Raw genomic sequence first — 13370 nt, 5'->3', positions numbered from 1 at the left:
CGCTGATATTTACGCGCAGGTTAACGTAACAGTGCCTTTTTTCTTTTACGCATTATCCGACGCAAAACCGCTGCGCACTTTTGCTGGAAATGCTTTAAATCCCTGCGCCGCGCAGAAGGTGAAGCGGAGATTTCCGCTTCTTTGGCTGCTCGGGTTCCTGAAAACGCAGCGAACAGGCAAGTGCGCTTAAAAGGTCCGTCTGTGATATCAGACCCTGCACGATATTGTCGCGATCCGTTACGATAATGGCGTGCGCACGTCCGTCGGTCAGCCGTGGCACCAGCCCGACCACCTGATCGTCCGGCGAAGCCTTGATTGCCGCAATCATCAGCGAGCGTGCATCAGCGCCGGTATTCTGCAGCTCACGCAACCCGACCGTCCCCTTGAGTTTACCCGCCCCATCGACCACTGGCAGTGTACGGATATTATGTGTAAGCAGCAGTTCCCGCGCCTTGTCCGGCGTGTCATCTTCGGTGATGTAGATTACATCGCGCGACATGATGTCTTTTGCCTGCGATTTTCCGTGCGTGCGTACCAATGCTTGCAACTCGACCTGTCTGAGAAGACGATCCAAATCCGAAGGATCAATATCGAATGTTTCGTCAATCGTTGCCAGCGCTTTGCTCACATCGTCGGAATTAAAGCCAACCCGCAAGGGCGCAGGTAAATCGCTGGTATGATGGGTGTTGACCGATGCGACTACAGGGATATGCGGGTATTTCCTGCGCGTAAGCTTATGAAACACAATTCCCAGCACAACCAGCATGACCGAGTTGAGACCCACAGGGATAAATGCGAATTTATAGCCGAGTTCAGTAACGGCTGGTCCGCCAATGATTGCGGTGAGGGCTGCGGCACCACCCGGCGGATGCAGACAACGACCAAACGACATGGCTGCAATGGCAAGCCCAACACCCAGACCAATCGCTAGCACCTGATTATCGACAAATTGCATTATGGTTATGCCAACCAGAGCCGAAATCACGTTGCCGCCGATGATTGACCATGGCTGTGCCAAGGGACTGGCGGGAACCGCGAAAATCAGTACGGCGGATGCGCCGATGGGGGCAACGATAATCGGGAGCGCCATCGACTGTCCCAATATAAGCGCCGTGACGAAGCCGGTCAGGCCAATGCCAATCAGGGCGCCGAAACACGCGATCACGCGATCACGCAAATTCGCGCCAGCCAAAATAGGTATGAACAGACGAAACCGGCTGAACACCGTCAGTTCCTTTTCATTGCCGCAAAAGGTTGGGAATTCTCATTTGCCGATTGAGATAAACGGAATCGGCTGGTGTGTCATGCACACATATAACGCGTCATATGGAATTACGAGAATTCATTTCTATGCTTTGATCATTTTGTGGATTGAAATCGCATTGGTGTTGGAATGGTGACCCGACAGAGCGGTTGTGATCATCACGAATAAGCCATGCGAAGAGCGTTGCACAGCCATTGTCACTGAAGTTTCGTAAATTCGTCGTCCGAGTGTCAAGTTGAAGAAGCATAGGCATTCGCGCCTCAGTAAAGGAGCGCGAAGCAATGCCTCAATCAATTGAACTCACGAACATCGGAAAAGCTTTTGGCGGAAATGACGTCCTCAAAGGCATCGATCTTTTCATTCGTCCCGGCGAGTTCATTTCTCTCGTTGGTATGTCCGGATGCGGTAAATCAACCCTGTTGCGTATTATCGCAGGCCTTGAATCGCCCGATAGCGGCTCTGTCGCCATCGGTAGTCAGGACGTAACCGACATCGACCCCAGCGACCGCAATCTCGCAATGGTGTTTCAGTCTTATGCGCTTTATCCGCATATGAATGTGCGTCAGAATATTGCGACACCGCTCAGAATGCGCAAGCTGAAGCTCTCAGCCCGCCTGCCATTGATCGGTCGCCTGTTTTCATCGACCAGCGCGCTGAAGGAAATTGACGAAGCTGTCGTACAGGCCGCTGAAACCTTGCATATCGAGCATTTGCTTGACCGTAAGCCAGCACAGCTTTCAGGTGGACAAAGGCAACGCGTCGCGCTTGCACGCGCATTAGTGCGGTCTCCCGCGGCGTTTCTCATGGATGAGCCGCTTTCCAATCTAGATGCCAAATTGCGTGCCCATATGCGCAACGAACTTGCACAGCTCCATCGTCGTCTCGGCGCAACTTTCATCTATGTGACCCATGATCAGATCGAAGCGATGACCATGTCAGACCGTATCGCGCTGATGTCGGAAGGTCGTATTGAACAGTTGGGAACGCCTGACGAACTTTACAGCCGTCCGGCAACGCTGACCGTTGCACGCTTTATCGGCACACCGTCGATCAATCTTCTGCCTGTCGAAATCGACGAACAGGGACATGTGACTTTTATCGGAAGAACACTCGGACTGGCTGTGGCACCGGGACAAAGCGGACCTGCCATGCTCGGTCTGCGCGCAGAGGATTTGCATGTTGCTCAAAGTGGATTGGCAGCGCGCATTGAGCGCAGCGAAACCCACGGTGCTGATCGCTTCATCACATGTCGTCTGCTTGACGATAACAATATCGAAGTCACATTGCGTCAGCGCGCAGGCGAAACACTCAATGAAGATGCCAATGGTGTGCTGCATTTAGGTTTTGCACGAGATTGCGTTCATTTGTTTGGTGACAATGGTTTGCGTGTTGAAGCCCAGCGCCAGCGGGTGCCGGCATGACGACCACTGATTTCGCAACAGTCAGCGCTGTCACTAATCGGCCGCGTCGATCGCGTGCAGCGCGACACCTCGTTATTCGTGGCCTGATGTTTGCAGCACCAGCGATCCTGCTGCTGCTTGCGACATATATCATCCCGATGATCGTTCTGGCCGGGTTTTCGGTGACCGATTATAAGCTTGGAGCACTCTCGACCCGCTTTGTGGGGTTCGATAATTTCATTAATGCTTTCAGCGACCCTGTTTTCCTGCGCTCGCTGAGAAACACTATTATCTATGCGCTGATCGTCATACCTTTTGGCGTGTTTCTGGCACTCGGCATCGCACTGCTTGTTTATAACCGCAAGCGGAGCCGTGGATTCTGGGAAGTCGCTTATTTTCTGCCCGTCACTGCAACGCTGGTCGCCATGGCAACCGTCTGGCAGTTCTTGCTGCATCCCTCCATCGGTCCGGTAAATGCCGCTATCAAATGGTTTGGCTTTGAGCCGGTATCGTTCTTATCCAATCCTGCTCTGCTTATTCCGACCATGGCGCTGATTGGAATCTGGCAGGTATTGGGCTTCAATATGGTGCTGTTTCTGGCAGGACTGACTGCGATTTCGAAAGACCTGCATGAAGCTGCACGTCTTGATGGAGCGAAAAATCCGATTGATCGCTTCCTGACGGTGACATGGCCAATGCTTGGGCCAACAACGATGTTCGTTGTGGTCACAACCTCGATTTCTGCATTCAAAGTGTTTGAGACCGTTGCCGTACTGACGAAAGGTCGCTTTGGCTCGGAAACCTTGCTTTTCAACCTTTACCTCGAAGGCTTCGAATATTCGAACACCGGTTATGCCGCAGCATTGACGCTGATTTTCCTTGCGATTGTTCTGGTTCTATCCATCGGACAAACCCTCCATCTCGACAAGAAAGTGCACTACTGATGGCCGCACTTCGCAAATATATGCCGCATATCGTTCTGGCTCTCGGCGCTATCGTTATGCTGCTGCCATTCTACTGGATGGTGCTGACTTCAATCCGCTCGCCGGCCGAAGTCTTCAACGTATCGCTTTGGCCCATTCCTGAAAAATTTGATGCCGTCGAGAATTATGCGCGCGCAGCAGGCCAAGTGCCAATGGCTCGCTTTATGCTCAATGGTTTCATTGTCTGCTTTGGCATTCTGATCGTGCAGGTTCTGACGGCGGTTCCGGCTGCTTATGCACTGGCAAAATTGCGTTTTCCGGGCCGTAAGCTGATGCTTGCTCTGGTGATCGCAGCGCTTTGCGTGCCTATTCAGGCACTCGCTTTGCCGCTTTTTGTTGGTCTGGCAAAAGCACAGTTGCTCAACACCTACTTTGCGATGATGGCCCCGTTTTTTCTGTCGGTCTTTGCAATCTTTCTGTTTCACCAGTCGTTTCGCAGCTATCCCGATGAAATCATCGAAGCCGCTCGTATGGATGGCTTTTCCGAGATGGAAATCTGCTGGGGCATTGTGTTGCGCGGTTCTCTGCCTTCACTTGCGGCATTTTCCGTCTTTTCGCTCGTCGCACACTGGAACGACCTTTATTGGCCGATGGTGGTCGTCACCGATACCAATCTCGCACCGCCGCCGCTTGGCATGCTGTTCTTCGCCGATATTGAATCCGGTGCAAACTATGGCGCGCTGATGGCCGGGGCCACGATCATCACCGCTCCCATGGTTGTCTGCTTCCTCCTTGCACGCAGGCACTTCATCGCAGGCATAACCATGACCGGCGTCAAATAATCCCGATCACTCCTCCACTTCCTCCCAACATCTTCTGGAGACTATCATGACCATCAACCGACGTACTGTCATGAACGGCATGCTTCTTAGCCTCGCCGTCGCTGGCTTTGCCAAGCCCGGCATGGCCGCAGCCGATAATGTAACGCTTGACGTGCTTTACAATCTGCCGGGCTTCACGAAATTTCATCAGCCGCTGGCCGATGAATTCATGAAGAACAATCCAGATATCAAGATCAACTTTCTTGCACCCGCAGTCGGTTATAATGAAGGCCAGCAGCAGGTTCTGCGTGCAGCCGTCACGGGCAACCTGCCAGATGTTTACTTCTCCGGTTACAACCTGACCGGCGAATTGGTGCACACACTGGCACCACGCAATCAGATCACCGATTTGGCACCCTTCATTGAAGCAGAAGGCGGTCAGGCATTCCTCGACAAGAATTACAGCCCCAAGATGGCCGCACTCGGTCAGGTCGACGGTAAGCAATATGGCCTGCCGGTTAACGCTTCTTCGCCAATCATCTACATCAATTCTGAACTGGTGGAAAAGGCCGGTGGCGATCCTGCAAATATGCCCAAGACCTTTGCTGGTCTGATTGAACTGGCAAAGAAGATCAAAGCGCTTGATCCAAAAATCTCTGGCATGGGCTACGACATCAATGGCTGGCCGGATGATTGGCTTTGGCAGTCGCTGGTTTTCCAGCAGGGTGGCAAGCTGGTTGATGCAGAAACCAAGACCGTTGCCTTCGACAATGAAGTTGGCCTGAATGCATTAAAGCTGACCCGTCAGTTCGTGACCGAAGGTGGCCAGAACCTGCTTGATTGGGATCAGTCGCGCCAGCAGTTTGGTGCAGGACTTACCGGCTTCATCTTCTCCACGCCTGCACATGTTCAGACCATTCAGGGCCTCGTCGGCGACCGTTTCAAGCTCACAACGGCGACTTTTCCACTTGATAATGCGGAAAATGGTGGCGTTCCAACCGGCGGCAATTCGGCTGTTATCCTGACACAGGATAAGCAAAAGCAGGATGCGGCCTGGAAATATCTGAAGTGGGTCACCGGTCCTGAAGCACAGAACGTCATCGTGCGCATCACAGGTTATTTGCCGACGAACAAACTTGCAACCGGCGAAGAATATCTGGCTCCCTATTATGCCGAGAACCCAAATGTGAAGACGGCATCGCTGCAGGCCGACCGCTCGCTGCCATGGGCTGGTTATCCGGGTGGCGATTCCGTGCGCATCTGGCGTACGCAGCGTGATGTCATCGGCTCTGTAATGCGCGGTGAAGTTTCGCCGGAAGATGGTCTCAAGCAGCTTGTTGAACAGACAAATGCACTGATGAAATAAGATCGTCCTACGATCATGAGCGCTGCGAAACCGGCAAACTGCGGGTTTCGTAGCCCTCTTAATATTTGAAAGAACGATTATGAAAATCATTCAGATCACCGATACACATCTCATGCCATCGGGCATCGTGGTGAACGGCGTGGACCCTGAAAAGCAGCTGCGCATCGCGGTTGCAGACATTACCGAAAAGCACAGTGATGCGGATCTGCTGGTTATCACCGGTGACCTTTGCAATTATGGTGATCCCGAAGCCTATGAGTTGCTGCGGGAAATCATAGCATCTGTGCCGTTAGAAGTGCGTCTGCTGCTTGGCAATCACGACCGCAGACCAGAATTCATTGACGCTTTTCCTGATCATCCGCGAGATGAAAATAGCTATATTCAGTCATATATGGACACGGATTTTGGACGCCTGCTGTTTCTTGATAGTCATCAGGCCGATGTTATCGGTGGTATCTACAAGGAAGATAGGCTCGCATGGCTCGACGCAGCGCTTGCTGACGCGGGTGATCTGCCGGTTACGGTTTTCATTCATCACCCACCATTTGATGCCGGTATTGCACATTTCGATAATATCGGAATGCATGATGATGGCGCCATTATGCAACGTCTTCATGCACATGAGGCCGGTGTCCGGCACATCGTCTTCGGCCATATTCATGTGCCTCTGGCGGGCACGAGCGCGCAGGGGATTGCCTATAGTTCAGGGCAAGCCTGCTCCCACCGCTTCATCACGGAACTGGATGTTCCAAATCCCTGGTGGACGGGCGGACTGCCATGCTATCGCGTGATCAAACTCGATGAGCATGGCTTGCGCGCCTATAATTTCGAGGTAGGACAGGTTCCAACAACTCAGGCCGAAATCTGCGCCGGGCCGTAGACGATTTTTGGGAACGGCTCTGTCTCTTTTTTTGAGTATTACCCAACGCAAAAAGCCCACTCATTTTTGCTGGAAATGCCTAGAAGCTGGCTGCTTACAGTCACCATCATGGCTAAGTGTGGGATTGATGCATATCGGCAGGTCGATAGCATCAAAAACAGCATGGAGTTTGGTCGTCAATCCTCCACGTGACCGGTCGATACAGGCAGCCTCAGCCCCGCTTTGCACCAGTAGCATCGGCGCGGGCTTCCGATAGGAGTACTGTCAATCAGGACATATTCAAAGTTTGCTGTGTCAGCCAAGTGTTACGGCACTCCGCGTAATCTGGAAGCTAGGCTCCCAAGCCCGCTGCATAATCATTTCGTCAAGTGTGATAGCTTTGTTCTATTCAATCATACTCACGATGAAATCTGATGGGTATCAAGTCACGAACCGCGACCGGGGCCTGGATCTCGTGCTTCCATCTCGGGCTCAAGCTATTACTCAAAATTCAGCTCCATTTTCAATAATATGATTATAAAAAGATATTTTTTGGGTTAAACTGGCAAATATTACATAATGGACTTAAGCACTCCAATCGCTCTCGCTTCGTTCACGGCATTCTTTGATTAACCGAAGCTAATGCGCGATACGCTTCTCATGGCAGCGGCGCTCCATCACATTTCAGTAGCGGCCATTTGATGAGGGGAACTTCGTGCGATCAATATAACTTTGTCCGGAGAGTTTATCAGATTGCACCCTTACCTTGATGCTGCGTGCTCAGGGTATTGGAAATCGCATACGGGTTAGCAAAGAAATATTGATCACCCAGAACGTCTTTTACTGGCGAATGAAAGGCATCGATCAAAATTACAAAAGCAAGTGATTGCGACATGCCGAGCGCAAAAATTGCACGCAGCGGAGAGAAAAGGCTTCATCAATCAATCCCTTTTTTCATAAAAATCATAATACAACTAAATTATTGATATAGCTTCGTGTTTATCAAGCCATCTTAATTGAACGCGCTCGGTTAACAATAATCTCCCGGAGATAATTTCGGATCATATACGAGAAGTTCATGAAGACTTGCAGGATCAGGATACGCATCTGATTATAAGGAACACCTGGTTGTCTGATAACAAACTGATCTCATAAAAAATGAGCTGTTTGTTTGGGATCAAAGTGAAGGGCGCTTCAAAAGCTTACAGAGTTTCAGACGAACAGAGAAATCAGGGATGATCGCTTTTGGAGCGGAACAGTCTTGGTAATTTAACGTTGCTGGGGCAATGGTATTCAAAACGCACATAATGAAAAAAGCATGGTTGCGCATCTTCTGTGCAATAATGTTGGTTTGCGTTGGCTTCGCCCATTAACCTGTCTTTTCTGCTACAAACACTGATTTTCAAGAATCTTCCCAATATGTCCTGCCAGATGGCGGCATGCCTGTCATCTGTACATCAGATAGGGATAGCGGTGATGATTCTCATCCTACCGGTAAGTATTCGGGGCAGAGTTGCGAAGCCTGCCGTTTAAGTTCTGCTACTGTTTTAACTGCTTCGGCAGCAGCCACTTGTGAGCCAATACCGCAAAGACTTGTTGGGCTGGCACTCTTTGATGATGCCTTTTTCCCTGCGACATGGACGCATAACGCAGCACCCCGCGCGCCGCCAATCCTTCTCGCACTTCTTTGATTTAACCAATCAGCCGTGCGACTTCGATTTTAGCCTCGGCATTGATTGAACGAGCCAAAACGCAGCGCTGTTTATCAGGTGAACAGTTCCGGGTGGCGTGGGAAAGACTGCACTCTTTCGTGTGTTCGCGGGCCTTTGTCCCCGTTAGTCAGGACGTTTTGAGCTTGAAGAAAGTACGATGTTTCTGCCGCAGATCGCTTACATTCCGCACGACAATGCCAGGCACATTATCTCTTACCCGTGTTTGGAACCATTTGAAGACGAGACAATCATTGCGGCTTTAAACGATGTGGGACTGGCGCATCTTATATTACGGCTGGATGAGCCATGGCATAATAGCCTGGCTGGAGGTGAACGCCAGCGATTGGCATTCGCGCGACTCATATTGCACGCGCCGGACATTGCGATAGCCGACGAACCGACCAGTCAGCTGGATATTCCATCATCCTTGGAACTGATGAGAACTCTGAAACATCGCTCCCCGGAAATGACATTTATCGGCACATGCCATCAACCGGAAATCAAACAGGAGTTTAATCGCCTCTTCCGTTTAGCCGTTTAATCCCGGAAGTGCAGGATTATCATTGTCGGCCAAACAGAGGAAAGCACTGCGGGCCAATTTCTTCATGGTAGCGCCAAGACCACGCATGTCATCAGAATATGGCGGATACACTTTGTCAAAGTCGGCCGAATTAAATTTACACTGCTACAATTTGTTGGGGTTTTTTAAAAAAAACTATATGATATTTTCATTTAATAGTAATGTTTAAGATTAAAAATTTTTTCTCTTTTAAATAAGACGGTTGATTATTTTCAATGATTGCAAATTTCTATAAATTGATATCAAAAAACATTTTTTATAAACTGATAATTAATTCTGTATTAATTATTATTTTTATTGGCAATGCTTATGCATCTGATGAACATCATGATATTGATGCGAAAGTGGGTGTAGTAATAGATCAAAAAATTGTTTTTGAGAAAGATAGCGCTGACTGGAAGGCAACTGTATGGAATTTTTATGGAGGAGACGATATTCCAGGTCTGAGATATATATCCGACAATTCGAGAACAGTTACGTTGAAGGGCACACCAGAAGTGCCTGGTGTTTATAAATTTACTTATTATAAAGCTGGTTTTATTTACAATGATTACGCGTATGTAACAGTAAACGTATCTAAGCCTGATATTAGGGTGAGCACCGCGCAATTGCCGTCTGGTCAGATCGGTCAGGCCTATAGGGCGAGCCCGCTTCATGCTTCGGGTGGTGTTGAGCCTTACACATGGACAGCTCCCAATCTGCCAGCGGGTCTTTTGCTCGATGCATCGACCGGTGTGATCAGCGGCACCCCCTCTGTGGTGTTCAATGGTACGGTTACGGTGAAGGCAACCGATCAGAATAAGACCGAAGCAACCAAAGATCTCACGCTCACAGTATCTCCAGCCGATCTGGTGGCACAAAATCACACGCTGACCGTGATGGCAGCCACTACGGGGTCGGTCAATCTAAGCAGCGGAGCAACCGGTGGTATCGCTACATCCGCATCGATCATCTCCCAGTCAAACGCCGGTGCTGGCAAGGCATGGGTTGAGGGGATAGGCAATGCACAGATGCTTTATTTTGCAGCTGCTCCAACATTCTCCGGTCAGGCTGAAATCAGCTATAAACTCGCCAATGCCAACGGTGCTTCAAATCCTGCGACTGTTACAGTTCAAGTTATCGCGCGCCCAGATCCCTCCAAAGATACGGAAGTGATTAGTCTCCTTAACGCCCAGATAGAAGCTGCAAAGCGAATGACGCAAATGCAAATTCGAAACTTTCAACAACGCCTTGAACAACTTCACGACGAAGGAGGATGTCGTTCCAACCAGATTGGTATCAACGTAGCGCTTGATGGTGCGCATTTAAGCCCGAAACTACCACAGCAAAATGCTTGCGCTGAACGTAATCTTGCGATTTGGACGGCGGGGGAGGTTAATCTCGACAATTCGAAGGATGAGGACGACCCTAAAAGGTTAAAGCATGTCAGTATCGGTGTGAGTGGCGGTGTTGACTATCGTATATCACCAAGTTTTATCGGCGGAATAGGCTTTGGATACAGCAAAGACACAACGGATATTGGCGAAAAAGGAACGCAAAGCCGTGCCAACATGGTCGCGCTTGCCACCTATGGAAGCTACCGGCCAAGCCAAGGCGTCTTTATTGATGGTGTAGTCGGCTATGGTTGGCTCAATTTTGAAAGTGAACGTTACGTTACATTGACTGGCAGTCATGCAAGTGGTGAACGTAAGGGGCAACAGGTCTTTGGATCTGTGTCTGTTGGCTATGAGCTCCGCAACGATAGTTGGCTTCTCTCACCGTATGTTCGAGGAGATACGGCTTTTACAAAACTATCAAGTTTTACCGAAACAGGTGCTGGGATCTTTGATCTGACTTACGGCGAACAGTCGGCGAAAATGCTGTCCGCAACGCTTGGTATTCGTGGCGAGTATGTGATCCCGATGAGTTGGGGTGAACTGAAACCCAATACACGTCTTGAATATACGCGCGATTTTGCGGGCGCGAGCCGCGTGCGGCTGGGATATAGTGACATGGGTGGGTTGTTACCATTCACAATTGATACCAATTCCGATCCTGAAGACACCGTTAGGATAGAAGCAGGATTCGATACTAACTTTGATGCGGGTTGGTCAGCTGGACTTAAATATAGCACCCAGATCGGCACAACTGGTGGAAAGCTACAACATGGAATAATGTGGAAATTAAATAAGTCGCTTTGAGTGTAGTTGCTTGAACTGGGCGTTTGGGTGTCGAGGCGGCATGAAATTTCCAGACTCTTTTCCCAGGTTAAAGGGTTTGGAATTTGGCGTGAGATTGTTGCTTATGGGGTATGCCTATCGCTCGTTTGCGCTGAGTGCTGCCGCTGTGGAAGATCCGATTTCAGAGCGTGGCATGATCGTCATCTGGGAAAGTGTTTGCTTTTGGATCAACTATTTTGGCCGCTATTTTGCAAATTGCGTTCGCAAGGAGCGGCCAGAGCAGCGTTGGTACAGACATAGGCTTTCACAGTTGCGCTTTTCATCTTCGGAATCGGACTGATGCCATGGCAGGCGTTCCAACGTGGAAACGAAAATGGGGCGCTTATAAATCAGGTCTGGGCGACGATCTTGGCTCATGCAAATTTGCTAGGTCGCACACTCATAAACTGGGTTTTCAAATTGGTCTGATTTTGATTCACTGAAGCCTTGATTTGGAGGCTTCTCATGACCCGTCGCCGGTTTGATCTCACCGATTTCGAGTGGAATGTTATTCAACCATTGTTGCCGAATAAGCCGCGCGGCGTACCCCGCGTTGACGACCGTCGGGTGATCAACGGCATCTTGTGGCGGTTTCGGACAGGCTCGCCTTGGGCAGAGGTTCCGGATCGATATGGTCCGTATACCACATGCTACAACCGGTTTGTGCGATGGCGAAAGGCCGGTGTCTGGGATCATGTTCTGGGCGAGATTTCTAAAGCTTTCGATGGCGATATTGTCATGATCGACAGCTCCTGTATCCGTGTTCATCAACATGCGGCGACGGGAAAAAGGGGGATCAAGACGATGGCTGCATGGGACGTTCCCGTGGCGGCCTGACCACCAAAATCCATGCAGTTGTCGATGCCGATGGTCGACCGATCTGTCTCGCACTCACCGCCGGCCAAGCCCATGATGGCCGAATGGCGGAACCATTGTTACAGACACTCTCCAAGGGTTCGATCCTGCTGGCGGACAAGGCCTACGATACCAACGCTATACGAGCATTTGCAAAGCAACGGCAGGCATGGGCCAATATTCCGGCCAAGAGCAATCGGAAGGGAAGCTACCCTTTCAGCCAGTGGGTTTACAGACAACGCAATCTCGTTGAGCGCTTCTTTAGCAAACTCAAACAGTTCAGAGGCATCGCCACCCGTTACGACAAAGACCCGATGAACTTTCTCGCCGCCGTCAAATTGGCAGCAGCAAGAATTTGGATCAGATCGTTATGAGTCTACGGCCTAGGAAGACAAACCGAGATCAAACTCGGATGCCGTATTCTTAATCGAATGATGGCATGTACAAGTTCGTATTCCGTCCGCGTAAAAGCCGCAAGCCTGTAGAAGACCATTAAAGACCAGAATTCGCTCTAAATTGCATCCTCCCGACAGGTACATTCTATTTTAAACTGTAACATGCCAATGAATTCATGTGGTTAGCCATGGAAGAAATTGGATGTCGAATTGCTATTCACAGATCACTTTGCCGGAATGTTGCCGTCTTTTCGAACTTAAACAGCTCAAAGTCCCTCTCGTCGACATTGCGCGACTGATGAGTCGTCATCGCTCGACAATCTATCGCGAGATCAAACGCAACAGCTTTCGGGATGCCGAGATACCAGACTATAACGGCTATCAATGTGTTGTTGCCGACAAGATCAGGAAGAAGCGCAGAACACGGTTGCGCAAGCTCAGGCGTTATCCAGAACTGCGCAAGCTCGTCATTGAACAATCGGAAGCCCATTGGTCGCCAGAACAGATCTGCGGCCGAATGACTAGCCATGGTCTGAGCGCGATACGTCCGTGTGCAGAAACGATTTATCGCTTCGTCTATTCTAAGGAAGAATATGGGCTGAAGCTGTTTGAAAACCTTGCCGAGATGCGAACAAAGCGATGCCCACGTGGTACCAGACGATCGCGCAGCTCCAGGATTCCAGAAGCGTTTCGCATTCATCAACGTCCTGATTTTATTGGAAATCGTCTGCAATTTGGCAACTGGGAAGGTGATTTGATCATCTTTGATCGTGACCTTGGAGAAGCCAATGTCATGACGCTTGTTGAACGCAAAAGTCGTTATTGCGTCATCATTAAAAACAGCAGTCGGCATTCAAAGCCTATCATGAACAATATCATTCAGACCTTTGCTGCGCTGCCGTATGAATATTCCGTTCCGATTGACACATTGCGTCTTGATTGGCTTTATGTCTACTAATGTACAGACGCTGTTATAGCTTTAAGCTATTGATTTAAC

10 protein-coding genes and 2 pseudogenes are annotated in these 13370 nt (G+C 49.9%); 10 read left to right on the top strand and 2 right to left on the bottom strand.

Annotated elements, in window-relative coordinates; translation table 11 throughout:
* Nucleotides 1-94: 94 nt before the first annotated feature.
* A complete protein-coding gene (locus tag CEV31_RS14085; RefSeq protein ID WP_235818110.1) occupies nt 95-1225 on the bottom strand; it encodes an HPP family protein in 1131 nt (376 codons plus the stop codon).
* A gap of 320 nt (nt 1226-1545) precedes the next feature.
* Between CEV31_RS14085 and CEV31_RS14080 the strand changes: the two genes are divergently transcribed.
* The 5 genes from CEV31_RS14080 to CEV31_RS14060 all read left to right on the top strand — a co-directional run bounded on the left by CEV31_RS14080 (nt 1546) and on the right by CEV31_RS14060 (nt 6654).
* The gene (locus tag CEV31_RS14080; protein WP_094507695.1) at nt 1546-2685 is read left to right on the top strand and encodes an ABC transporter ATP-binding protein; all 1140 of its coding nucleotides are present in this window, start codon (nt 1546-1548) and stop codon (nt 2683-2685) included.
* Nucleotides 2682-3608 carry a carbohydrate ABC transporter permease gene (locus CEV31_RS14075; protein WP_094507694.1) on the top strand — a complete coding sequence of 309 codons (927 nt, stop codon included), beginning with the start codon at nt 2682-2684 and terminating at the stop codon, nt 3606-3608. The genes CEV31_RS14080 and CEV31_RS14075 overlap by 4 nt, the downstream gene beginning before the upstream one ends.
* Nucleotides 3608-4429: a carbohydrate ABC transporter permease gene (locus CEV31_RS14070; protein ID WP_094507693.1), complete on the top strand. Its 822-nt coding sequence runs from the start codon at nt 3608-3610 to the stop codon at nt 4427-4429. Before CEV31_RS14075 ends, CEV31_RS14070 begins: the two co-directional genes overlap by 1 nt.
* Before the next feature lie 46 nt (nt 4430-4475).
* On the top strand, nt 4476-5774 hold the full coding sequence (locus CEV31_RS14065) for an ABC transporter substrate-binding protein (RefSeq protein WP_094507692.1): 1299 nt from the start codon (nt 4476-4478) through the stop codon (nt 5772-5774).
* 79 nt (nt 5775-5853) lie between these two features.
* Nucleotides 5854-6654 carry a phosphodiesterase gene (locus tag CEV31_RS14060; RefSeq protein ID WP_094507691.1) on the top strand — a complete coding sequence of 267 codons (801 nt, stop codon included), beginning with the start codon at nt 5854-5856 and terminating at the stop codon, nt 6652-6654.
* 81 nt (nt 6655-6735) lie between these two features.
* Here the strand turns inward: CEV31_RS14060 and CEV31_RS14055 are convergent.
* Nucleotides 6736-6956 (bottom strand): annotated as a pseudogene (locus CEV31_RS14055) (IS5-like element IS711 family transposase); the annotation flags it as partial.
* 1546 nt (nt 6957-8502) lie between these two features.
* Between CEV31_RS14055 and CEV31_RS14050 the strand changes: the two are divergent.
* The 5 genes and pseudogenes from CEV31_RS14050 to CEV31_RS14030 form a co-directional block, all read left to right on the top strand.
* Nucleotides 8503-8886, top strand: coding sequence for an ATP-binding cassette domain-containing protein (locus CEV31_RS14050; protein WP_094507690.1), 384 nt, complete (start codon nt 8503-8505; stop codon nt 8884-8886).
* 254 nt (nt 8887-9140) lie between these two features.
* Entirely contained in the window at nt 9141-11105 is a 1965-nt protein-coding gene (locus CEV31_RS14045) for an autotransporter domain-containing protein (RefSeq protein ID WP_094507689.1), read from the top strand.
* A gap of 88 nt (nt 11106-11193) precedes the next feature.
* The gene (locus CEV31_RS14040) at nt 11194-11424 is read left to right on the top strand and encodes a hypothetical protein (RefSeq protein WP_143850953.1); all 231 of its coding nucleotides are present in this window, start codon (nt 11194-11196) and stop codon (nt 11422-11424) included.
* Between the two features lie 164 nt (nt 11425-11588).
* Nucleotides 11589-12352 (top strand): IS5 family transposase gene (locus CEV31_RS14035; protein WP_094507687.1). Its coding sequence is split into 2 segments (ribosomal slippage): nt 11589-11904 and nt 11904-12352, totalling 765 coding nucleotides; the frame shifts between segments, so codons are not numbered across the junction.
* 223 nt (nt 12353-12575) lie between these two features.
* A pseudogene (locus tag CEV31_RS14030) lies at nt 12576-13274 on the top strand (IS30 family transposase); the annotation flags it as partial.
* Nucleotides 13275-13370 lie beyond the last annotated feature (96 nt).

This window comes from Brucella thiophenivorans (assembly GCF_002252445.1).
Taxonomy (GTDB): domain Bacteria; phylum Pseudomonadota; class Alphaproteobacteria; order Rhizobiales; family Rhizobiaceae; genus Brucella; species Brucella thiophenivorans.
This window is presented reverse-complemented; position numbering and strand designations above follow the sequence as displayed.